Raw genomic sequence first — 22,340 nt, 5'->3', positions numbered from 1 at the left:
GCATCGTCCCATGAGTTCCGCCGCCGTCTGGCGGGGAAAGAACTCAACACCCGGTCTTCGATCGAGGTCCACGGGCTGAAACTCCCGGAGACCACTACCGAGGACCGCGAATGCTGCGATGCTGGCTGACTCCTGTATGTGTTTTTCTTTACTGCTGTACTGCTTGCGGTACCGCTGGGCAGGTGCGCTTCCGGACTTAGCCGGTGTCCATGTCTGCCGCTTGTGTACCCTGCGCTAAAGGGCGGCCCTGCGCAGATGCACAGGAACCGCCCTCAAAGCAGAACTAGCGGCGCAGGCCGAGACGCTCGATGAGCGCACGGTAACGCGTGATGTCGGTCTCGCGCAGGTAACCCAGCATGCGGCGACGGCGACCAACCAGGGCCATCAGGCCGCGGCGGGTGTGGTGGTCGTGCTTGTGGGTCTTCAGGTGCTCGGTCAGGTCGGAAATACGACGGGACAGAACAGCAACCTGAACCTCGGGGGATCCGGTGTCACCTTCGGTGAGTGCGAATTCCTTGATGATCGCCTGCTTGACGGCGGGATCGAGTGCCAATGTAACTCCTACAGTTGTGCCGTGAGGCCCGAATCAGCACTTCGCTGCCGGGAACCCTGTGCCTTGCCTGCGCAAACGCGGCAGGCACAAAGAAATTCAGCCGCCACGGACCGCAGCCGAATTTTGATCCAGTTTACCTGTCCGCAGTGCCTTCTGTCGAAAGGACTTCCCGGCTCCTCGCGACGTCAAGGCGCATCTGCTCGATAAGCGCTTCCGGACCGGTGTACGCAACCATCCCCCGAAGCCGGTCCACGAATTCGACGCCGACAACCTGCCCGTAGAGGTCGAAGTCCTCCACTGCCTCCTGCGGGCGGTCGATGACGTGTGCTTCGACCTGGCGGCTGACGCCGTCGAAAGTGGGGTTGGAGCCGACCGAAATGGCTGCGGGCCACCGGGTGCCGGCGGAGTCGACCAGCCAGCCGGCGTAGATGCCGTCAGCCGGGATGAGTCCGGTGGATTCCGGTGCGAGGTTCGCCGTGGGGAAGCCCAGTTCCCGTCCGCGTGCCGCCCCGTGCACCACGGTGCCGCGCATCCGGTGCGTGCGGCCCAGCAGCCGTGCCGCCGTGCGCACGTCCCCGGCAGCCAGGGCTTCGCGGATCCAGGTGGAGGAGCAGCGGCGGCCGCCCGTGTCCCCGGGACCTTCGGGCAGGGCATCGAGGTCGTCAACGGCGACGACGTCGAATCCCATCTCTGCGCCCAGTTCCCGCATGGTGTCCAGGTCGCCGGTGTTCCCCCGGCCGAACCGGGCATCATGGCCCAGCACTACGGCCACTGCACGCAGGCCGTCGGCAAGGAACCTGCGGACGAACTCCTCGGCGGTCAGGGAGGCCAGGTCCAGGTCGTAGTGAACCATCAGCAGTCCGTCGAGGCCGGTCTCCGCCAGTGCTTCCCTGCGGTCGTCCGGGCCCATGATCAGTACGGGTGCGCTTTCGGGGCGGTGCACGGCTGCCGGGTGCGGGTCGAAGGAAAGCGCGACGGCGGCAGCACCCCGGTCCCGCGCGGTCTTCACCAAGCGGGAGAGCACGTGCTGATGGCCAAGGTGGACGCCGTCGAAGTTGCCGATCGTTACTACTGTCGGACCTAGGTCGGACGGCACCTCCGCAAGGTCATTCCAGTAATACACCCGAGCTCCTTACCAGCGGACAGTCATCCATGAATTCTTCCGAGCAGCAGCACCTGCTGTGCGCCGAAAGCTTCATCCATTATGGCGGAAAGGCGGCTGAGTTTACGCACCCGCTTCATCTGCCGCGCTGCCGCCCGCTGATCCCTGGTTGATTTCACGCCTTAGCTCACTGGTCTTGACGATAAACCGGTGCCAAACCAGCAGCGCGGGCGGGAAGGCCAGTTCAACGACCATCAGGATGATCAGGGTGAAGTGCGGAGTGCCGGAGAATGCCCAGGACAGCACGCGGCCGATTCCGCCCAGGAAGACCATCAGGCAGACCAGCCACAGCATGTTGGCCCACTGGAATTTGATGGCGATGGCTACGAACGCGGCACCAACGCCCACCATCATGGCCGAGAAGAAGCGGAACTGGCTTTCCAGGGACGCGTTGACCGCTCCCCCGCTGGTTTCTGCGACGCCTGCGGTGCCTGTGATGAGGTAATAGAAACCGATGGCAGCGATCAGGACGCCCACGGCAACAACAACGGCGCGGAAAACGCCCCAGTCGTCGCTGCTCTTCCAGGCCCGGGTTCCGGTGCCCTTCTGCGGTTCCGGTTTCCGTCCGCGTCCGCGCAGCTTGCCGCCCCTGCGATCAGTTTCCTTGCCGCTGGCGGCATCTGTCCCGGCGCCGGGGCCAGCAGACGCTTCAGCCGCTGCCGGCCGGACCGGCGGTCTTGGCGTGCCCGCAGCAGTCCTGGAGTTCTCTTCCGGGCCCGGTGTTGGGATTTTCATGGTCCTGCCCCCTGATGGAATGAGCGGCGCACCTGTCACAGCGCAGTTTTCCACATCGTCTCACGCCCGGGAGCTGACAAAAACCCCGGTGCGGCTAGGCGTGTTGGCTGCCCCGGTGCCTGTAGAGCCACCACAGGCCAATGATCGGAAGGATCAGCGGCACAAACCCGTAGCCCATTCCGAATCCGGACCACACGGTGTCATCCGGAAGGGCGGCCGGGTCCAACAGGCCAAACAGTCCCACGAACACCACGCCGAACATTTCGATGCTTACGGCGGCCACGGAGATCTTGTAGGAAGCTGGCCCCGACCGGGCCAGGGACACGGTTGCCACGATGTAGACGACGGCGGCGAAGGCGGACAGCAGGTAGGCCACCGGTGCCTCGTCAAACTTCGTGGCGATCTGGAAGGCGGCCCGTGCTGTGGCTGCCAGGGCGAAAACACCGTAGACCGCCACAATGAGGCGTCCCGGACCGGCGTTGCGTGCCGTTGAAGCGGCGGCATCGGCCTCGGGGCGGGGCTTGATCAGTTTCTTCATCCCAGCTGCACTCCATCCCAAATCTGTTCCATCCGGAACAACATAACGAACACGGTGATTCCGACGGCCCCCAGCACCAGGTTGCTCCACCTGGACCGGTCCATCAGCGACCACCAGACGGCGCCGATCGGTATAACTGCCGCGGTGAAGAGGTAGCCCCAGAACTCCCAGGCGGGCCCGTGGAGGGTTTCCCCGCCGGTCTGGCGGATGACGGCAGCCACGGCGTAAACGATCAGGAAGAGTTCGACGGCGGCGGCGGAGAGGATCGTGAGGTCATTCGGGCCGTGACGCAGCACGGCAGCGCTGACGCACAGCACGGTGGAGACCAGGCAGACGATCGTCCCGACAATGAACAGAGGGTCGATGACCACTTAGGACCTTTCGTTTCCGGGTGCAAAGACAAGCAGCGCCTTGGCCGTATCTGCCTTGTCCGCGAGCAGGCCGATCAGCTCGCCGTCCGGAGCGAACGCGGCAACGGGCACTGGCTCCCCGTCCTGGGCAGGCAGCCCGGTGGCGGCGATGCGCCGCCCGTGGGAGAGGTCCGCGGCTTCTCCTTCGCTCAGTTCACGCACCGGGAACAGTGCCCGGGCGGCGTCGTTCAGGTCAAGGAGCCGGAGGTCCTCGGCGAGCTGTTCGAGGGTGGAGGCCTGGTCTTCGCTGTAGGGGCCCACCGAGGTGCGGCGCAGTGCGGTGAGGTGGCCGCCGACGCCGAGCGCAGCACCGAGGTCGCGGGCCAGGGCGCGGATGTAGGTTCCCGAGGAGCACTGTACGGTGACGTCGACGTCGCGCAGCTTGCCGCCGTGCTCGCGGCGGATGTCGTGGATCTCGAACCGGGACACGGTTACCGGCCGGGACGGCAGGTTCACCTCGCCGCCGGCGCGGACGCGCGCATAGGAGCGTTCACCGCCCACCTTGATGGCGCTGACGCTGCTGGGAACCTGCTGGATGTCCCCGGTGAGGGCCGCGACGGCGCTGCGGATCTCTTCGTCCGTGACCGCAGCGGCGATGGTCTCGGCGGTAATCTCGCCTTCGGCGTCGTCGGTGATCGTGGACTGGCCCAGCCGAATGGTGGCGTCGTACGTCTTGGAGGTACCCACAATGTAGGTCAGCAGCCGGGTGGCCTTGTTGATGCCGACCACCAGCACACCTGTTGCCATGGGATCAAGGGTTCCGGCATGGCCGACTTTCCTGGTCCCGGCGAGCCTGCGCAGGCGGCCCACCACATCGTGGCTGGTCCATCCCTGCGGTTTGTCCACAATAATCAGTCCTGAACGGACCTGCCCGGAATTCACGCCTTTCAGTATATGCGCGGTGAGGGTCCCCGTTCTCCGGCGCCCTGCCCGGTATTACGGCTGCGGCCCGGCTTCCCGGGCTGTGGAGTGCACCGGCTGTAGCATGCGGTTATGTCTCAGCTCGCTGCCCACGTGCGTTCCGTTGACCCGAACCAGATCCGCGAAATAACGCAGGCAGCGTGGGCTGTCCCCAACGCCATAGTGCTCAGCATTGGAGAACCCGGGTTCCCTACCCCGGTGCACGTGCTGGAGGCTGCACAGGATACCCTCGCCCGGGATGAGACCGGATACACCCCGAATGCGGGCATTGCGCCGCTGCGGGCGGCGTTCGCGGAGCGGGTGTCAGAACAGACCGGGCTGGACATTGACCCGTCCCGGGTATTCGTCACCTCCGGGGCACAGCAGGGCCTGCACCTGGCCATGAGCATGCTTCTGGACGCGGGAGATGAAATCCTAATCCCCAACCCGGGGTATCCCACGTTTGCCATGACCGCCCGGCTGCTGCATGCCGTACCGGTGGAGTATCCGCTGCATCCGGAGCATGGATTCCAGCCGCGGATCGAGGACATTGAGTCCAGGATCACGCCGCGGACCCGTGTCCTGCTGCTGAACTCGCCCTCGAACCCCCTGGGCGCTGTGTTCGGCCCGGAGCTGACCCGGGAGCTGGTGGACCTCGCGCGCCGCCGAGACCTCTGGATCCTCTCCGATGAGTGCTACGAGGCGTTCACTTACGACGTTCCGCATGTTTCCCCGCTGGCTTACGACGACGGCGGCGGCAGCGGCGAACGTGTCGTTGCTTCGTACACGCTCTCCAAGACCTACGGGCTGACCGGCCTGCGCGTCGGCGCGCTCGTGACGCCTGCAGGCCTGGAAACTCAGCTGAGCACGGTCATGGAATCAATCGTCTCCTGTGTGGCCTCTCCCTCGCAGTACGCCGCCCTGGCCGCGCTGACCGGGCCGCAGGACTATGTGCGCGAAGCTGCCGCACACTACCGCGGAAACCGGGATGCGGCGTCGGCCGTCCTGGACGCCAAGCGCATTCCCTATCTTGCCGCGCAGGGCGCCTTCTACCTGTGGGCGGACCTCTCCCACGTCTCCGGAGGGGACATCCGGGCCTGGACCAGGGCCTTCCTCGCGGACGAAGCCGTAGCGGTGGCTCCGGGGACGGCCTTCGGATCCATTGGCGAGGGCTGGGTGCGGATCGCACTGTGCGGCGGGCGGGACGACCTGGTAGCCGGTGTTTCCCGGCTGCCAGGGGTCAGCTAGCCTCCCGCAGCTTCAGGGTGCCGTACGTGGGCGCCGGCAATTTTCAGCATTCAGTTCAGCTTCTCCCCAGCTACGCGTTTACACGTGCCCTCCTGCGTTCCTAGTCTGTGGACTGCCTTCGGCACTGGGGGAACGGGTTAGGGGTTCCGCGCCGGCGAGTCTCGCATTCGGTCTAAAGCACCGTTTACACCGTTCGCGCACCGGAGGAGCACAGAATGAACAGAGCATGCTCGCGGCTGATCTCGCTGACTGCCGCATCCGTACTGCTGGCAGGCCTGGGTGCAGCCGCACCCGCTGCAGCCGGCGGAGACAGGCACCACCCCTGGCGTCCCAGCCCGCTGCCAGCCGCAGGAGAAGTCACCACCCTGGCCAGCGGACTCACCGCTCCGCTGCACATCGCCCTTGGCAGCCACCGGAGCATCTTCCTCGCCCAAACCGAGGCCGGCAGCGTAGACCGCATCGGCCCGCGTGGTGAACTGACAACTCTCGATCCCGGAATAGAGAACTACATCTCGGATTCGGTGTCCCGCTACGGCGGAACCACCTACTACACCCTCACCACAGGCGAGGGCCTGCAGATGCCGGAAAACAACGTCGCTCTCCTCCGGTCGGTGGACCGCCGCGGGAACATCCGAACCATCACCGACCTGGCGGAGTACGAGCGGCGGGCGAACCCCGACCAGGTGAACACCTACGGTTTCCGGGACCTGGACCCCGGGTGCCTGGCGCAGCTGCCGCCCTCCGCCGTCTACACCGGATTGCAGGACTCCCACCCGTATGCCACAGCCAAGACCTGGGGCGGCATCCTGATAGCCGACGCCGGAGCAAACGCCATCCTGCGTGTGTCGGAGCGGACCGGCAGGACCTCGACAGTCGCCGTCCTTCCACCCATCCCCGTGACGGTCGATGCAGCAGTCGTAGAGCAGCGGAACCTGCCGGCCTGTGCCCTCGGTGCCACGTGGTATTCGGAACCGGTCCCCACTGACATGGCGCTGGGCCGCGACGGCAGGATCTACGTTGCCTCGCTGCCCGGGGCGGTGGCCGGCGGGGAAACAACCGGGCCGGGTTCGGTCTACCGGGTTAATCCCTGGAACGGGACCGTTGCCCTAGTGGCAACCGGTCTGGTCACCCCCACCGGCATCGCGGTTGGCCACCGAGGAGACATCTTCGTGGCCGAACTGTTCGCCAACCGCATCTCCGTCATCCCCCGCGGCAGCAGCACCGCGCAGCCGTTCTACGAAACGCCGCTTCCCGCCGACGTCGAACTGCGCGGATCTGCGCTCTATGCCAGCGTCAATGCGCTTCCGCCCGGCGGTCCCGTGGAGCCCGGCATGCCGGCCGACCCGGATGCGCCGCCGCCGGACGGCAAGGTCATCCGCATCCAGCTGACCAGCGGCGGCGATCCCAGGGGCCTGTCCCTGCCCGACGGTTCACCGGCTGAACCCAACGACGACTGACGACAGACTCCGTCTACAAAAGAAAGCGGCACCCCGTGCGGGGTGCCGCTTTCTTTTGTGAAAACCTGTTCGCGCATGGACTAGCTGCGTGCGTCGGAGTCCTCTGCCGGTGCGTCCTGCAGGTCCTCTTCGTCGTCGTCATCGTCCCTGCGGTAGGGATCGGCGTCGCCGGCGTAAGCGGCTCCCTGCTTCAGCGCTGCGAGTTCTTCGTCGCGCTTCTTGGCTTCCCGGATCAGTTCTTCCAGGTGGCTGGCGTTTACCGGAATCTCGTCAGCGACGAATTCGAGGGTCGGGGTGAGCCGGACGGTGATGTTCTTGCCCACCTCTGAGCGCAGGATGCCGCGGGCGGAATCCAGTGCAGCTTTGGTGTCCGCCTGCTGCGCTTCATCACCGAAAACGGTGTAGTACACAGTGGCGTGCTGCAGGTCGTTGGTAACGCGGGCGTCGGTGATGGTCACGAATCCCAGCCGGGGATCCTTGATCCGCCGCTCGAGCGCCTGGGCAACTACCACCTTGATGCGGTCAGCGAGTTTCGCAGCGCGTGCTGGATCTGCCATTACCTCTCCTTAGATAAAGATGTGGGGTTCGCAGCGACGGCGGCCGGGAAGGGCCGCCGTCGTGCGCTGAAGTGCCCTTGGGACGGCAGGTAAGTGCGCGTCCTGATCAGGCAGAACGGACCTCATAAGGTCCGCAGGCAGGGGCCGCCGCGGACGGCGGCCCCTGGCCGGGGTACTAGACCCGCGGCTTCTCGCGCATCTCGAAGGTCTCGATGATGTCGCCTTCCTTGACGTCGTTGAACGAGCCCAGGCCGATACCACACTCGAAGTCCGTGCGGACTTCGGTGGCGTCGTCCTTGAACCGCTTGAGCGAATCAACGGTGAGGTTCTCACCGATGACCTTGCCGTCGCGGGTGACCCGTGCCTTGGCGTTGCGGCGAATGACACCGGAGCGCACGATCGAGCCGGCGATGTTGCCGAACTTGGAGGAACGGAAGACTTCGCGGACCTCGGCGGTGCCGAGCTGAACTTCCTCGTACTCCGGCTTGAGCATGCCCTTGAGGGCCAGCTCAATGTCATCAATTGCTGCGTAGATGACGGAGTAGAAGCGCATGTCCACGCCTTCGCGCTCGGCCAGGTCGGCCACACGCTCTGCAGGCTTGACGTTGAAGCCAATGATGATCGCGTTGTCCACGGTCGCCAGGTTGACGTCGTTCTGCGTGATGGCACCGACGCCGCGGTGGATAACGCGCAGCTGCACGCCGTCCCCGACGTCGATCTTGAGCAGCGAGTCTTCCAGGGCTTCAACGGCACCGGAAACGTCACCCTTGAGGATGAGGTTAAGGGTGTCAACCTTGCCGTCAGCGACAGCCTGGTCGAAGTCCTCGAGGCTGATGCGCTTGCGGCGCTTCGCCAGGGCGGCGTTGCGGTCCGCAGCTTCACGCTTCTCGGCGATCTGGCGGGCGGTACGCTCGTCGTCGGTCACGAAGAAGGTGTCACCGGCGCGCGGGACGTTGGACAGGCCGAGGACCTGGACCGGACGCGACGGTCCGGCTTCGGTTACGGCGTCGCCGTTCTCGTCGAACATGGCACGAACGCGGCCGTGGGCGGTGCCCGCAACGATCGTGTCTCCGACGCGCAGCGTACCGGACTGGACCAGGACGGTCGCGACGGCGCCGCGGCCCTTGTCCAGGTTCGCTTCGATGGCAATGCCTCGAGCGTCCTTGTCCGGGTTGGCACGCATGTCCAGGGCAGCGTCTGCGGTAAGCAGCACGGCCTCGAGCAGGGCGTCGATGTTCAGGTTCTGGCGAGCCGAGACCTCAACGAACATGGTGTCGCCACCGTATTCTTCCGGAACCAGGCCGTACTCGGTCAGCTGGCCGCGGACCTTCTCCGGGTTGGCGCCTTCCTTGTCGATCTTGTTCACGGCAACCACGATCGGCACGTTGGCTGCCTGTGCGTGGTTGAGGGCTTCAACGGTCTGCGGCATAACGCCGTCGTCCGCTGCCACAACCAGGACAGCAATGTCGGTGACCTTCGCACCACGGGCACGCATGGCGGTGAACGCCTCGTGGCCCGGGGTATCGATGAAGGTGATGGCCCGCTCAGTGTCTTCGTGTTCGAAGGCGATCTGGTAGGCACCGATGTGCTGGGTAATGCCGCCGGCTTCGCCTTCAACAACCTTGGTGTTGCGGATGGCGTCGAGCAGGCGGGTCTTACCGTGATCAACGTGGCCCATGACGGTGACTACCGGAGGACGTGCCTCAAGTTCGTCGTCGCCTTCGGCTTCCAGCTCGGCTTCGAAGTCGATGTCGAAGCTGGAGAGCAGCTCGCGCTCTTCGTCTTCCGGTGAGACAACCTGGATCTTGTAGCCCAGTTCCTCGCCGAGTACGCCGAACGTCTCTTCGTCCAGGGACTGGGTGGCAGTTGCCATTTCACCGAGGTGGAACAGCACGGTGACCAGTGCTGCCGGGTTTGCCTCAATCTTGTCAGCGAAGTCCGTGATGGACGCGCCGCGGCGGAGCCGGACAACGGTGTTGCCGTCGCCGCGGGGTACCGAAACGCCGCCCAGCGACGGAGCTGACATCTGCTCCAGTTCCTGCCGCTTTGCCCGCTTCGACTTGCGCTGCTTGCCGCGTCCTGCGCCGCCCTTGCCGAAAGCACCGGCAGTGCCGCCGCGTCCGCGGCCGCCCTTGCCGAAGCCGCCGCCAACGGGACCGCCGCCGGTGCCCGGAGCTCCGCCGGGTCCGCGGCGGGGTCCGCCTGCGCCCGGACGTGCCGGGGCTGCGGGCCGCTCAGTGCGGTTGGGCATCATGCCCGGAGTCGGACGGTTTCCGGAAGCGCCGCCGGGGCGCGGAGCGCCGGGACGGGGAGCGCCCGGACGCGGTGCACCCGGACGGGGTGCGCCGGGACGGGGACCGCCTGCGCCGGCTGCCGGACGGGGTCCTGCTGCACCGGGGGTTCCGGTGCGCTCGGACTCGTCGCGGCGCTGGCCGGGACGGGGCATGCCCTGGGAAGTTGCAAACGGGTTGTTGCCCGGACGGGGACCGCCCTGGCCACGTTCGCCGTCGCCGCGGCCGCGGGGACGGGGCATGCCCTGGGAGGTAGCGAACGGGTTGTTGCCGGGGCGCGGTCCGGAAGCTCCGGGGCGCGGTGCACCCGGGCGGGGTGCTGCAGAAGAATCAGCCGGGGCTGCCGGAGCGGCAGGCTTCTCTTCGGTCTTGGGAGCCGGGGCGGGTGCCGGGGCTGCGGGCTTGTTCTCTGCCGGTGCCGGGGCCGGAGCCGGGGCTGCGGGAGCTGCCGGCGCGGGAGCCGACGGCGTGGGAGCGGCCGGTGCCGGAGCAGCAGGCTTCTCTGCAGCGGGAGCGGGTGCTTCTGCTGCGGGGGCTGCCGGTGCCGGAGCTGCCGGACGGGGGGCAGAGCTGGCCGGCTTGGCGGCCGGCTTTGATGCTGCGTCGGGGAATGCCCCGCGAAGCTTTTTGACTACGGGCGCTTCAATGGTTGAAGACGCCGACCGGACGAATTCGCCCAGTTCCTGCAGTTTTGCGACTGCGTCCTTCGAGGTAATGCCGAGCTCTTTGGCGAGCTCGTGTACGCGGACCTTGGCCACATTTCTCCTGTCTCGGTCCGCACCGAGCCAGGCACGAACCGTCTATTTGCTGCGGGCTTCCGCTGCGGATGCAGCAGGGCCCATCACAGAGCACAACAAAGTACTCATCGCTGGGTACTCATCGGGTTTCCATCAGATTTCTGACCCGCTTTCAGGTTGGACGGTTTCGAGGGGGTTCCGGGTGGGACCCGCCTCTTGAGCTTCGAACCACTGTTCGACTGCCGAGGGATCGGCCTGCGCCCGGAAGGCGCGGCCAAAAGCCCGGCGTTTCACAGCGGTTGCGAGGCATGCTGTGTCGGGGTGCAACCAGGCGCCCCGGCCAGACATACGGCGGCTCTCGTCAACGAGGACGGCATTGCTGCCATTCCCTGATTCCAGCGCCAGCCGCATCAGTGCAGCCTGGTCATCCTTCTTCCTGCAGCCAATGCATGTCCGTTGGGGAACATGCACTGATCCTGCCGCAGGCCGCACCGATTCCTCAGGCTCCTGCGGTTGCTGGAAGGCGGACGGTGACCCGGCCATGTACATTCTACCGCGTTTCTATTCTCTTGCCTTCATCCTGCCCGCCGGGCAGGAATGTTAGGCGGACTTTGCGTCGGAAACGATGTCGATCCGCCAGCCCGTGAGCTTTGCGGCGAGGCGGGCGTTCTGCCCTTCCTTGCCGATGGCCAGGGAAAGCTGGTAGTCCGGCACCACTACCCGTGCGGAACGTGTATCCGCGTCGGTGATGGTGACCGAGTTTACCCGAGACGGCGAAAGCGCGTTGGCGATGAACGTTGCGGGGTCTTCACTGAAGTCCACAATGTCAATTTTTTCGTCATGAAGTTCGGTCATGACGGCACGCACACGCGAGCCCATCTCACCGATGCAGGCGCCCTTGGCGTTCACGCCGGGAACGTTGGCCTTTACCGCGATCTTGGTCCGGTGGCCGGCTTCGCGTGCCAGTGCCACGATCTCCACGGAGCCGTCGGCGATTTCGGGAACTTCCAGCTCAAAGAGCTTGCGCACCAGGCCGGGGTGGGAGCGGGAAAGGGTGATGGACGGGCCCTTGAAACCGCGGCGGACGTCGACGACGAAGGCACGCACGCGGGAACCGTGGAGGTACTTCTCCCCCGGCACCTGCTCGGTGGGCGGCAGCAGTGCTTCCACGGAGCCCAGGTTGACCTGGATCATGTGCGGGTTGTTGCCCTGCTGGATTTGGCCTGAGACGAGTTCGCCTTCGCGGCCCTTGAACTCGCCGAGAATGTTGTCATCCTCCACGTCGCGCAGGCGCTGCAGGATGATCTGCCGTGCGGTGCTGGCTGCAATGCGCCCGAAACCTGCCGGGGTGTCGTCGAACTCGCCCACGGCTTCGCCGTCGTCGTCGAGCTCGGTTGCCCAGATGGTCACGTGGCCGCTCTTGCGGTCCAGTTCTGCGCGGGCCTTTTCCTGCGACCCGGTGGTCTTGTGGTAGGCGACGAGCAGTGCCTGCTCAATCGTGGGGATCAGCTTGTCCAGCGGGATCTCCCGCTCCGCTTCAAGGAGCCTCAGCGCACTCATATCAATATCCATTTAGGCCTCCTCGGCTGTGCTTTCCATTCCGTCGGCGTCCTCGCCAGCCGGTTCGTCCTCAAGGTGGGCGAATTCGATTTCAACCCGTCCCTTGGCAATCTGGTCAAATGCCAGGTGCGTCTTTTCGCCCTGTTTGGGTTTCATACCCTTTTTGACCGCAAGTTCGGGTATCAGTGTGATACCTGTTTCGTCGACCTCCAGCAGGCGGCCGGTTACGCCATCCCCGCGGACCGGGGTCACGCTGACCATCCGGCCGGTGTTCCGGCGCCAGTGCCTGGGCTCCGTCAGCGGACGTGAGACACCGGGTGAGGAGACTTCCAGGCTGTAGGGGCGTCCGTCTTCCTGCGGATCCTGGTCCATGGCATCGGAAAGGACGCGGGAAACGTCTGCGATCCGGTCAAGGCTCACGCCTCCGCTTTCCGTCTCCGGCAGGTCTACGATCACGTGGACGGTGCGGTGGGCGCCGGCAATCTTGATCTCGATGTCCTCCAGGAAGAGGTTCTCACCGGCAACTGTGGGAGCCAGGTAGTCCTTGAGCCGCTGCGTCTCAGCAGCTACCTCGGCGCGCTGTGCGTTCTTGCGGTAGTTAGACGACGTGTCTTTTTTAGGGCTGGGGCGACCCGCCATTACTGCCTCCCACTAGATGTTGTTGTAGCTCCTAGCCTACCGACTTTTCCCGGGGTCCCGGGTCACCGCCGCAGGTGAGGGCCCGTTCGTGGCATGATCGAGTGTTGTGGAGAAGCCCCCAAACCCCCCGCAGCCGCCCGCTGCACGCCCTTCCCGGGCGGCCGCAGCAGCCGGCTTTCTGCGGCGTACGCTCGCTTTGGGGCTTCTGGCCTGCGTCGTAGCCTCGCTGGGGCTGACAGCGGGCACCCAGGTTGAACCGGAGCGGCCCAAAAGCTTTTCCGAGCAGGCCCTGAATGAGGCGTTCGCCACGTCACGTGTCCTGGCGGCGGAAGCGGAGTCCCTGGCAGCCTCCCTGCGGGGCGCATCGGCTGCCGCTGTGCAGGAAACGGCGGACACCCTGAACCAGCAGGCACTGCTTCTGACCAGTCCGGGAGGCGCCGCTGCGCTGCAGAAGGCAGAGGGAATCAACGGCCGGTCCCTGCCGCAGGCGCTGGCGGATTCGGCCCGGAAGAACCTCGCAGCAGCCGGCCGCGCCGACCACGGCACCGCACGCCTGCTGGCCTCCACCGGTACCGGCCAGCTGCTGCTGGCCCTGCGCACGGCTCCGGCATTGGGCGAAAGCCCTGGTCAGGTGCCTGAATCCGGCTGGACGCCGGTGCTCAACGACGCCGCGCAGGACAGGTGCGGTGGTTCCGGCGGGTCTGTGGCGGACGGGGAGCCGGACGCCGCAGCGTCGCTGCAGGCTGTTCTCGACGCCGAGTTCGGTGCCGCCTACGCCTATGAAGTGGCTGAAGCGCAGTACGGCGCAGGTTTTACGGTGCTGGGCCAGCGGCCTGCCGAGCGCCGGGAAGCGCATCTGGAAGCAGGCGGTGAAGGTGCCGGCCTCCTGCCGGCCCTGTGCCTGCCCGAAGCCGCCCCGGTCCCGGCCTACTCGCTGGCCCCGGAATTCCTCTCGGACCCGCTGGGCTCCCTTTCGCTGCTGGAAGAGAACATGCCCACCCTTTACGCCGATCTTGCCGGGAGCAGCGACGGCGCAGTGCGTTCCTGGGCGATCGACCGGCTTGTGGCCAGCTCGGTGCTGCTTTACGCCGGGGCCGCTGATATCCCGGCCTCCCCCGGGCTGGATGCCGATCCCGCAGCACTTCCCTGGACCTCCGGATAGCCTCCGCGGTGCAGGCACCCTAGGCTGGGCTGGTGGCCGCAACTGTCTCAGGCCTGGCACGCAGGCATTACCGCCGGCCACAATCCCCAGCCGCAGGAGGCACCTTTATGGCATCCGCCGTCGTCGTACCCGAGGCCCTGCGCCAGCGTTACCGGTGCTCCCGCCAGGGCCGGGACTGGGTTGAGAGCCTCCCGGACCTCGTGGAAGCAGCATTCAGCTCCTTCGGTCTCCAGCCGGATGACTCTACCCCAGGCACCTGGCACGGTCACGGAGCACTGGTGGTTCCCGTCCTCACGGCGCAGGGTACCCCCGCGGTGCTCAAACTGCCGTTCCCGCACGCGGAAGCGGTCTCTGAGGCGCCCGCACTGCAGCTCTGGGCCGGCCGCGGTGCCGTCCGGCTGCTGGACCGGGACCCGGCCGGCAGCGCACTGCTGCTCGAACGGCTGGATCCGGACAAGACCCTGCTGCAGGTGCCTCTGGATGACGCAGTCCAGGTGTGGGGCGGGCTGGTCCGGGAGCTGGGCATCCCCGAATCGGAAGACCCGGAATGGGCAGGCATCCCCTCCGCTGCCGAACGGGCCGAGCAGCTCTCGGACGAGCTGCCTGCCGAGTGGGAGTTCCTCGGCCGGCCGTTTGAACGCTGGCTGCTGGAAGAGGCGCTGGCCGTCAGCCAGACGCGCGGTGCGGTGGGCCGGCGCAGCAGCCGTGACGTGCTGGTGCATGCTGACCTGCATTTTGGGAACGTCCTGGCCCGGCCCGGGGACGGGTACGCGGCCATAGATCCGCAGGCTGTCTGCGGCGAGGCGGAGTACGCGGTGGCGCCTATGCTCTGGAACCGGCTTCAGGACCTGGATCCGGCCGCGCCGGAACGTGCCCTGGTGCAGCGCCTGGAGGATCTCTGCACAGCCGGCGGACTGGACCCGGCAGCCGCCGTTGAGTGGAGCATCCTGCGTGAAGTCGCCAACGCCGTGGACTATCTCCGCGACGGTCTGACCGGCGATGCGCAGCGGTCCGTGTGGGTCGCCTCGGCACTGGCGGGCCGGCCCCATCCGGGCCTGCCGCCCGTGGGCGAACTGCCAGCCGCCTAGGTGCGGACAGGCAGCACCCTATCCCTGGAAGTTCTCCATCCAGACGTCCGTGCCCAGCTTGATGATCAGCGCACCGACCACCACAAGGAAGACGATCCGGATGAACTTGCTGCCCTGCTTCACGGCCATGCGGGCACCAATGTAGCCGCCGGTCATGTTGGCGATTCCCAGGACCAGGCCCAGGCCCCACAGCAGCGAACCGTGCGGCAGGAAGAAGGCCAGGGCACCGATGTTGGTCGCCATGTTCACGATCTTCGCCTTGGCGCTGGCGGCCAGGAAGTTGTACCCCAGCAGCGTCACCATGGCGATGATCAGGAAGGATCCGGTGCCGGGGCCGATCAGGCCGTCATAGAAACCGATCACCGCTCCGATGGCGCCGGCGGTGACGTAGTGCCGGTTCCCGGTGTGGCGGAGCTTGGTCAGCTCCCCCACCGTCGGCTTGGTGGCGGTGAAGATGGCGACGACGATCAGTGCCGCAACAATGATGGGCTTAAAGACCGACGACGGCAGTGACGCCGCCAGCACCGCCCCGCCGAAACTGCCCGCCAGCGCAACACCGGCCATGGGCAGTGCCGTTTTCAGGTCCGGGTGGGCCCGCCGGTAGTACGTAACGGCACTTGTGGTGGTCCCAAAGACCGACCCCATCTTGTTCGTCGCCAGCGCCTCCACGGGCGTGATGCCGGGAACCAGGAGCAGGGCCGGCAGCTGCAGCAGACCGCCGCCGCCTACGACGGCGTCGATCCAGCCTGCGGCGAGGCCCGCCACCACCACTAAGGCGATGGTGGCGAGCGTTATGTCCTCAAGCCCTGAGACCACCGAAGGGCTCAGGCCCGGGCAGCGCGGAGCACGTACTCCACTGCCTCGGCAACCGGAACGTTTTCGGCAACGCCCGTGGCGCGGTCCTTGATTTCGACGACGCCGTCAGCCAGGCCGCGGCCGACCACCAGGATGGTGGGAACGCCGATCAGCTCGGCGTCGCCGAACTTCACGCCCGGGGAGACCTTGGGACGGTCATCGTAAATGACCTCCAGGCCGGCTGCTTCGAGGTCTTCGGAGAGCTTGGCAGCCGCTTCGAAGATCTCATCGCCGCGGCCGGTGGCCACCACGTGGACGTCTGCCGGTGCGACGGCGCGCGGCCAGATGATGCCCTTGTCATCGCGGTGCGACTCGGCCAGCGCTGCGACGGCACGGGTAACGCCCACACCGTAGGAACCCATGGTGACGGTGGCCAGCTTACCGTTCTTGTCCAGGACCTTCAGGCCCAGCGCTTCGGCGTACTTGCGGCCGAGCTGGAAGATGTGGCCCATTTCGATGCCGCGGGCTGCTTCCAGGGGTCCGGATCCGTCCGGAGCCTCGTCGCCTTCACGGACCTCGACGGCCTCGATGACGCCGTCCCAGCCGAAGTCGCGCTCGGCAACCAGACCAATGACGTGCTTGCCCGGCTCATTGGCGCCGGTGATCCAGGCGGTGCCGGCAACCACGCGGGGGTCAACAAGGTAGAGCAGGCCGGTGGCGGACTCTGTGCCCAGGACAGCTTCTTCCGTGGTCAGGCCCGGGCCGATGTAGCCCTTGACCAGGCCGGGGTGCTTCTTGAGGTCCTCATCCGTAGCGGCTTCAACGCCGAGTTCGCCGGACATTTCAAGGTGCGAGCCGATGTTGGCTTCGATGCGCTTGAGGTCCACGGCGCGGTCACCGGGAACACCGACGACGACGATCTGCCGCTCTCCGGTGGGCAGGCTCACGGCGAGCACCACGTTCTTGAGCGTGTCTGCGGCGGTCCAGACGCCGTCGTCCTTCGGGAAGCGGGCGTTGACGTCCGCCACCAGGGTGTCGATGGTCGGGGTGTCCGGGGTGTCCACTACCTGCGCTGCGGGCGCGCCGGTGTAGTCGATGGCTTCCGGGGCGACCGTGGTGACGGCCTCGACGTTGGCTGCGTAGCCGCCGGCCGAACGGACATAGGTGTCCTCGCCGACCGGGGTCGGGTGCAGGAATTCCTCGCTCTTGGAGCCGCCCATGGCGCCGGAGACAGCGGAGACCACCACGACGTCGAGCCCCAGGCGTTCGAAAATGCGCAGGTAGGCGCCGCGGTGCGCCTGGTAGCTGGCCTCGAGGCCCTCGTCATCAATGTCGAAGGAGTACGAATCCTTCATGATGAACTCGCGCCCGCGGAGCAGGCCGGCACGCGGGCGGGCTTCGTCGCGGTACTTGTTCTGGATCTGGAACAGCGAGACCGGGAGGTCCTTGTAGGAGCTGTAGAGGTCCTTGACCAGGAGGGTGAACATTTCCTCGTGGGTCGGTGCCAGCAGGTAGTCCGCACCCTTGCGGTCCTGGAGGCGGAAGAGGTTCTCACCGTATTCGGTCCAGCGGTTGGACGCTTCATAAGGTTCGCGCGGCAGCAGGGCCGGGAAGTGGACTTCCTGGGCACCGATGGCGGCCATTTCCTCGCGGATGATGGTCTCCACCTTGCCCAGCACGCGCAGGCCCAGCGGCAGCCAGGAGTAGATGCCGGGTGCGGCACGGCGGATGTAGCCGGCACGCACCAGCAGGCGGTGGCTGGCGACGTCGGCGTCTGCCGGGTCTTCGCGCAGGGTACGCAGGAAAAGGGTGGAAAGTCGAAGGACCACGCGTCGAATCCGTTTCTGCAGCCGCAGGCTGCACGCTAAGTAAGAAGTTTCTCCCTACTAATCTAGCCCCCTGGCCGGGCATGCGCCGGACACGCCGGCCGCGTGGCGGAGGGGCTGTGGCTACAGCGAAGCGGGGTCCAGTTCGGCCAGCACGGCATCGATGAGCAGACCGGCCTCCGCGGCCGCCTCCTGCGGGTCCCGGGGCGCCGGCATGGAGACAACCAGGCGCACGTTCCCGGTCCGTGCGCTGACCACCACCAGGCGTGTTTCGCCGGCCGGTGAGGACACCACCGTATCCAGCGCCAGTGTCTCCTCGGCGGTGCTCGCCACATCCAGCCGGGTGTTGGTCACCGTTACGGCGGAGCCGTCCCTGGACATCCGGACTTCCGAGCAGTCGGCCAGAACGGATTCGTCAATGAAGTCAAGAGTGTCCAGAACGGAAGTATCGCTGTAGGCGGCGACATTCAGGACGCTGGCCGCTTCTGCCTCCGCGCCGTAGGCGAGCCCGGCCAGGGAGGCGTCCTGGACGGCGGTAACGGAATCAGTCGCGGCGATCTGAGCGCAGGCTGCCGGATCAAAGGTCACTTCCGAGCCAATTGCCCCGGTTTCCGGCAGCACGGCCCGGAGCGTTTCCTCGCTGAGGAGCTCCCCGCCCAGCGCAAGGGAACGGTCTGCCGCCGTGACCGCCGCTTCAAGCTGCGCTGGGCTGAAGGCCGGCTTCCCGGAAGCCGTGCCGGAGGCCGGCACGCCGCCGGGGGTGCCTTCGATGCCCGAGGTGCCTTCGATGCCGGAGGTGGCGTCCGGTTCCGCGTTTGCGCTGGAACCAGTCCCCGGCTCTTCGGAACGCGGCAGTTCCGCACTCGCCGTGGGCTCCGGTCCGGCGGGCACAGTAACGGAGGGAGCGCTCCGGCCGTTCCCGGGCGAACCGGAACAGGCCGTCAGCAGCACGGCTGCGGCCAGGAGGCAGGAAACGCGGAGGGGTGTTCTCATGGTGGTCCCAGCCTAGGGCGCCCCGGCGGGGAGCGTAAGGCTGCCTTGCCGCGCGGGTTGGTGAGGGTCAGAAGAGAATCGTTGCGAAGGTGCCGACCTGCCGGAAACCCACTGCTTCATAAGTAGCACGGGCAGGGGCGTTGTAGTGGTTTACGTACAGCGTGGTGATGGGCGCCAGCTCCTGGGCGAACTGGACCACGGCGGACATGTAGCCCGCGCTCAGGCCGCGGCCGCGGTAGGCCGGGTTCATCCAGACTCCCTGGACCTGCACGGCACTGCTGGATACCGTGCCCAGCTCGGCTTTGAAGATGACCTGCCCGGAGGGATCGAACTCCACCAGTGAATGCCCGTGCTGGATCAGCGAAAGCACCCGCTGCCGGTAGTGCCGGCTTCCCCCGGCCACGGGAGAGTAGCCAACCTCTTCCTCGAACATGGCTGTACAGGCCGGCAGCAGCCGGTCCAGGTCCGCAGGCCGGGCACGGCGCAGTCCCGGTGCCGGCGGAACCGGAGATGGACCGGTGATTTCCAGCAGCGGCTGGTCGCTGCGCACGTCAAAAGGGCGCGGCGAGGTGTGCTGCAGCTGGGACCAGAGGGACAGCACGGCCTCGGCCGGGCCGAACAGGGAGGAAAAGCGCCGTCCGGTGCTGGCCAGGTAGGCGCCGAATTCGGGCCCGGTGTCAGCTGTGACGGCAGTGGGCACCACGTTTACTCCGGCCCAGCAGGCAGCGGTGAGTTTCCCGCCGTCGAACATGCCCAGCACCTGGCCGCCGGACGCCGTCGGAGCGGCGGTGCCGGTGGTTTCCAGGTGCGAGAGCAGGAACGTGTTGGCCACCGGGTCTGCGGCAGCAAGTTCGGTGAGGGCCGCGGTATCGGCAGCACCGAGGACGCGCAGCGTTCCTGTTATGTGTCCGCTGCGCATCGTCTCTGTCCTAGCCGACGGTAACCATGGGGCCACCCGTGCCAGCATCCTCGCCATCGGCTTCCCCCATATCCTCGGCGATCCTCATCGCTTCTTCGATCAGGGTCTCAACAATCTGGTCTTCCGGAACGGTCTTGATGACTTGGCCCTTGACGAAGATCTGACCCTTTCCGTTACCGGAGGCTACACCCAGATCGGCTTCGCGTGCTTCACCCGGGCCGTTTACGACGCAGCCCATAACGGCGACGCGCAGCGGCACTTCCATGCCTTCCAGCCCGGCGGTGACCTGCTCGGCGAGGGTGTAAACATCCACCTGGGCCCGGCCGCAGGAGGGACAGGAGACAATTTCGAGCTTGCGGGGCCGCAGGTTCAGCGACTGCAGGATCTGGTTGCCCACCTTGATCTCCTCCACCGGCGGAGCGGAGAGGGACACACGGATGGTGTCGCCGATGCCCTTGGAGAGCAGCGCACCAAAAGCGGTGGCGGACTTGATGGTGCCCTGGAACGCGGGACCTGCTTCGGTCACGCCCAGGTGCAGGGGCCAGTCGCCGCGTTCAGCGAGCAGCTCGTAGGCACGGACCATAACCACCGGGTCATTGTGCTTCACGGAGATCTTGAAGTCGTGGAAGTCGTGTTCCTCGAACAGGGATGCTTCCCAGACGGCGGATTCAACCAGCGCCTCGGGCGTCGCCTTGCCGTATTTGGCGAGCAGGCGGGGATCCAGGGAACCTGCGTTGACGCCGATGCGGATGGAAACGCCGGCAGCCTTGGCCTCGTTGGCGATCTGCTTGACCTGGTCATCGAACTTGCGGATGTTGCCCGGGTTCACCCGGACAGCGGCGCAGCCGGCCTCGATCGCGGCGTAGACATACTTCGGCTGGAAGTGGATGTCAGCGATGACCGGAATCTGTGACTTCTTGGCGATGATGGGCAGCGCGGCGGCGTCATCCGCGCTGGGGCAGGCAACGCGGACAATGTCACAGCCGGACGCCGTCAGTTCGGCGATCTGCTGCAGCGTGGCGTTGATATCCGTGGTCGGCGTGGTGGTCATCGACTGCACGCTGATCGGGAAGTCGGAGCCGACGCCGACGGAGCCCACCTTGATCTGGCGGGTTTTGCGCCTCGGGGCAAGGACGGGCGGCGGTGCTGCTGGCATTCCAAGGTTGACCGAGGTCAAAACATCCTCCATGTGCCCCGCAAGGGGCCGGTATTAGTCTGTGGCGGCGGGGATAAGCGCGCCTGTCTTATTATCCACCTGCCTGCAGCACCATGTGCCGCAGGCAGGTGGAATATCACTCAGGGCTTAGCCCGCCAGGTGCGCAAAGGCACCCGTAACCGGCTTCCATTCGGTGGTCTTCAGCCCGGAGATGCCGCCGCCGACGGCGAGCGGGTCCTGCTTGAGCAGGTTGTTCAGCTCTTCCTCGTCCGCCGCAGTGAAGATAAGCAGCGCCCCCGCGCCGTCCGTGAACGGGCCGCTGGCCAGGACTTTGCCCTCTTCAACCAGGGATGCCAGCCACTCGCGGTGGGCCGGACGGTGCTCGTCGCGCACCGCGGCTGATTCGGCGTCGTACACGTACTCAACTGCATAAATACTCATGATTCCCACCCTAAGGGATGTCACCCGTGCAGCAGCGCCACCCGGACCGCAACGGCTATGCCTGCGGCCCACAGCATGGAAGCCAGGGTGCCGATGATAAAACGCTCTGCGGCGGCGGGGGTTTCCTTCAGTTCCGCGTACCGGCCCAGCCCCTTGATCGCCACAACGTAGGCAATGGCCACCGGTTCATCGGCGAGGACGGCGGTGGCCACGGCGAGGCGTTCCAGGAAACCGATCACCAGTCCGCCGCGCAGAATCACGGGGCCGGCAGGCTGCGGCCGGCGGTTCGGCAGCGGGGGCACCGCGGGACGTGTGCCCGGTTCGCGCACCTGGTCGGCGGCAGGGTCACGCGCGGGGTCCGGTCCGGGCCGGGCGGCCTCCACGGCACGGGCCAGCTTCAGTACACCGCTGGTGACCGGCCAGCCGCCCACTGCGGCAAGCAGCAGCCCGAGCACAATCCAGAGCAGGTCCATGGAACTCCTTGTCCTCTTCGAAATGGCAGAAACTGCCCTTCCCAGCGCTGCAACGGGCAGTTTCTGCTATCTCGGCGGATGGGTGGCGGCGCGGTCGGCCCGGTCCAGCAGCACCGCTGCTGCCGGACGCGCGGCCCATTCTTCCTGCCACCCCGCCCGCTGGACGGCGTTGCTCACTGCCTGGGAACTGACCCCGAGCATACGTGCTGCAGCACTCTGGGCTCCCCATTTGTGCGGGTCGACGTGTTCCAGGATCCGCCACTCGGCTTCGCTGCGGCCGCAGACCAGGGCGGCAATAAGCACCAGCACGGCTTCGGCATGGGCCGCCGCCTCAACGGCCTCCGGCGGGGCCCCCGGGGCGGCGGCAACGGCTATGGGCGGACGGTCTCCGGTCTTCTTGGCGCGTTCGACGGCGGCACGGGCTGCAATAAACGCCTCTCCCCCGGCTTCCCGGGAAGACGCCGGCAACGGCAGCCCCACACTGCCGACGCCGATCCCCACCGACCAGCCGCCCTGCCGCAGAGCCAGGAGCGCGATGTCCACGACGGCGTCGGGCGACGAGGCAACGGCCTGGACTTCATCCCCGACGGTCCGCTCAAACGGCAGCTCCAGCTCCTGGGAACCAAGCAGCTTCAGCAGCCCCGGCACCCGGTCGGTGCTGTTGCGGCTGTCCTTCTGATCGATCGTCAGTACAAACATG

23 protein-coding genes are annotated in these 22,340 nt (G+C 66.5%); 4 read left to right on the top strand and 19 right to left on the bottom strand.

The window, feature by feature from the left end:
- Positions 1-283 precede the first annotated feature (283 nt).
- From rpsO to truB, 6 genes are all read right to left on the bottom strand, one after another.
- Positions 284-553 carry a 30S ribosomal protein S15 gene (gene rpsO, locus ACWGQ2_RS16535; RefSeq protein WP_055240444.1) on the bottom strand — a complete coding sequence of 90 codons (270 nt, stop codon included), beginning with the start codon at positions 551-553 and terminating at the stop codon, positions 284-286.
- A gap of 133 nt (positions 554-686) precedes the next feature.
- On the bottom strand, positions 687-1,676 hold the full coding sequence (locus tag ACWGQ2_RS16530) for a bifunctional riboflavin kinase/FAD synthetase (protein WP_452019202.1): 990 nt from the start codon (positions 1,674-1,676) through the stop codon (positions 687-689).
- Positions 1,677-1,778: 102 nt separating this feature from the next.
- Positions 1,779-2,450: a DUF4345 domain-containing protein gene (locus tag ACWGQ2_RS16525; RefSeq protein ID WP_452019200.1), complete on the bottom strand. Its 672-nt coding sequence runs from the start codon at positions 2,448-2,450 to the stop codon at positions 1,779-1,781.
- 94 nt (positions 2,451-2,544) lie between these two features.
- On the bottom strand, positions 2,545-2,988 hold the full coding sequence (locus tag ACWGQ2_RS16520) for a hypothetical protein (RefSeq protein WP_452019198.1): 444 nt from the start codon (positions 2,986-2,988) through the stop codon (positions 2,545-2,547).
- Positions 2,985-3,359: a hypothetical protein gene (locus tag ACWGQ2_RS16515; protein WP_452019196.1), complete on the bottom strand. Its 375-nt coding sequence runs from the start codon at positions 3,357-3,359 to the stop codon at positions 2,985-2,987. Before ACWGQ2_RS16515 ends, ACWGQ2_RS16520 begins: the two co-directional genes overlap by 4 nt.
- Positions 3,360-4,280, bottom strand: a complete 921-nt coding sequence (gene truB / locus ACWGQ2_RS16510) for a tRNA pseudouridine(55) synthase TruB (protein WP_452019194.1) — start codon at positions 4,278-4,280, stop codon at positions 3,360-3,362.
- A 111-nt stretch (positions 4,281-4,391) separates the two neighbouring features.
- On the opposite strand from truB, the gene ACWGQ2_RS16505 reads away from it, so the two are divergent.
- Both ACWGQ2_RS16505 and ACWGQ2_RS16500 read left to right on the top strand, forming a co-directional pair.
- Positions 4,392-5,546 (top strand): pyridoxal phosphate-dependent aminotransferase, encoded by a 1,155-nt coding sequence (locus tag ACWGQ2_RS16505; protein WP_452019192.1) that lies wholly within the window; start codon positions 4,392-4,394, stop codon positions 5,544-5,546.
- A 215-nt stretch (positions 5,547-5,761) separates the two neighbouring features.
- A complete protein-coding gene (locus ACWGQ2_RS16500) occupies positions 5,762-7,003 on the top strand; it encodes a ScyD/ScyE family protein (RefSeq protein ID WP_452019190.1) in 1,242 nt (413 codons plus the stop codon).
- Between the two features lie 80 nt (positions 7,004-7,083).
- Here the strand turns inward: ACWGQ2_RS16500 and rbfA are convergent, their stop codons facing one another.
- The 5 genes from rbfA to ACWGQ2_RS16475 form a co-directional block, all read right to left on the bottom strand.
- Positions 7,084-7,560: a 30S ribosome-binding factor RbfA gene (gene rbfA / locus ACWGQ2_RS16495; protein ID WP_152228488.1), complete on the bottom strand. Its 477-nt coding sequence runs from the start codon at positions 7,558-7,560 to the stop codon at positions 7,084-7,086.
- A gap of 175 nt (positions 7,561-7,735) precedes the next feature.
- Positions 7,736-10,609 carry a translation initiation factor IF-2 gene (infB, locus tag ACWGQ2_RS16490; RefSeq protein ID WP_452019187.1) on the bottom strand — a complete coding sequence of 958 codons (2,874 nt, stop codon included), beginning with the start codon at positions 10,607-10,609 and terminating at the stop codon, positions 7,736-7,738.
- 132 nt (positions 10,610-10,741) lie between these two features.
- Entirely contained in the window at positions 10,742-11,131 is a 390-nt protein-coding gene (locus ACWGQ2_RS16485) for a YlxR family protein (RefSeq protein ID WP_452019185.1), read from the bottom strand.
- A gap of 57 nt (positions 11,132-11,188) precedes the next feature.
- Positions 11,189-12,160, bottom strand: a complete 972-nt coding sequence (gene nusA, locus ACWGQ2_RS16480) for a transcription termination factor NusA (protein ID WP_452019183.1) — start codon at positions 12,158-12,160, stop codon at positions 11,189-11,191.
- Positions 12,161-12,787, bottom strand: a complete 627-nt coding sequence (locus ACWGQ2_RS16475; RefSeq protein ID WP_452019181.1) for a ribosome maturation factor RimP — start codon at positions 12,785-12,787, stop codon at positions 12,161-12,163. It abuts the gene before it with no gap.
- 106 nt (positions 12,788-12,893) lie between these two features.
- Between ACWGQ2_RS16475 and ACWGQ2_RS16470 the strand changes: the two genes are divergently transcribed.
- Positions 12,894-13,949 carry a DUF4439 domain-containing protein gene (locus tag ACWGQ2_RS16470; RefSeq protein WP_452019179.1) on the top strand — a complete coding sequence of 352 codons (1,056 nt, stop codon included), beginning with the start codon at positions 12,894-12,896 and terminating at the stop codon, positions 13,947-13,949.
- Between the two features lie 32 nt (positions 13,950-13,981).
- Positions 13,982-15,037, top strand: a complete 1,056-nt coding sequence (locus ACWGQ2_RS16465) for an aminoglycoside phosphotransferase family protein (protein ID WP_452019177.1) — start codon at positions 13,982-13,984, stop codon at positions 15,035-15,037.
- Between the two features lie 18 nt (positions 15,038-15,055).
- Here the strand turns inward: ACWGQ2_RS16465 and ACWGQ2_RS16460 are convergent, their stop codons facing one another.
- From ACWGQ2_RS16460 to ACWGQ2_RS16425, 8 genes are all read right to left on the bottom strand, one after another.
- Positions 15,056-15,853: a sulfite exporter TauE/SafE family protein gene (locus tag ACWGQ2_RS16460; RefSeq protein WP_452019175.1), complete on the bottom strand. Its 798-nt coding sequence runs from the start codon at positions 15,851-15,853 to the stop codon at positions 15,056-15,058.
- A gap of 8 nt (positions 15,854-15,861) precedes the next feature.
- The gene (locus ACWGQ2_RS16455; RefSeq protein ID WP_452019173.1) at positions 15,862-17,661 is read right to left on the bottom strand and encodes a proline--tRNA ligase; all 1,800 of its coding nucleotides are present in this window, start codon (positions 17,659-17,661) and stop codon (positions 15,862-15,864) included.
- 120 nt (positions 17,662-17,781) lie between these two features.
- Entirely contained in the window at positions 17,782-18,651 is an 870-nt protein-coding gene (locus ACWGQ2_RS16450; RefSeq protein ID WP_452019171.1) for a hypothetical protein, read from the bottom strand.
- A gap of 67 nt (positions 18,652-18,718) precedes the next feature.
- Positions 18,719-19,570, bottom strand: coding sequence for a GNAT family N-acetyltransferase (locus tag ACWGQ2_RS16445; RefSeq protein WP_452019169.1), 852 nt, complete (start codon positions 19,568-19,570; stop codon positions 18,719-18,721).
- A 10-nt stretch (positions 19,571-19,580) separates the two neighbouring features.
- Positions 19,581-20,747, bottom strand: coding sequence for a flavodoxin-dependent (E)-4-hydroxy-3-methylbut-2-enyl-diphosphate synthase (ispG, locus tag ACWGQ2_RS16440; RefSeq protein WP_452019167.1), 1,167 nt, complete (start codon positions 20,745-20,747; stop codon positions 19,581-19,583).
- A gap of 126 nt (positions 20,748-20,873) precedes the next feature.
- The gene (locus ACWGQ2_RS16435) at positions 20,874-21,167 is read right to left on the bottom strand and encodes a YciI family protein (protein ID WP_452019165.1); all 294 of its coding nucleotides are present in this window, start codon (positions 21,165-21,167) and stop codon (positions 20,874-20,876) included.
- Positions 21,168-21,187: 20 nt separating this feature from the next.
- The gene (locus ACWGQ2_RS16430; protein WP_452019163.1) at positions 21,188-21,640 is read right to left on the bottom strand and encodes a hypothetical protein; all 453 of its coding nucleotides are present in this window, start codon (positions 21,638-21,640) and stop codon (positions 21,188-21,190) included.
- Positions 21,641-21,706: 66 nt separating this feature from the next.
- Positions 21,707-22,339, bottom strand: coding sequence for a MarR family transcriptional regulator (locus ACWGQ2_RS16425; RefSeq protein ID WP_452019161.1), 633 nt, complete (start codon positions 22,337-22,339; stop codon positions 21,707-21,709).
- Position 22,340: the final 1 nt, after the last annotated feature.

It is taken from the genome of Arthrobacter sp. NPDC055585, assembly GCF_053619115.1.
This window is presented reverse-complemented; position numbering and strand designations above follow the sequence as displayed.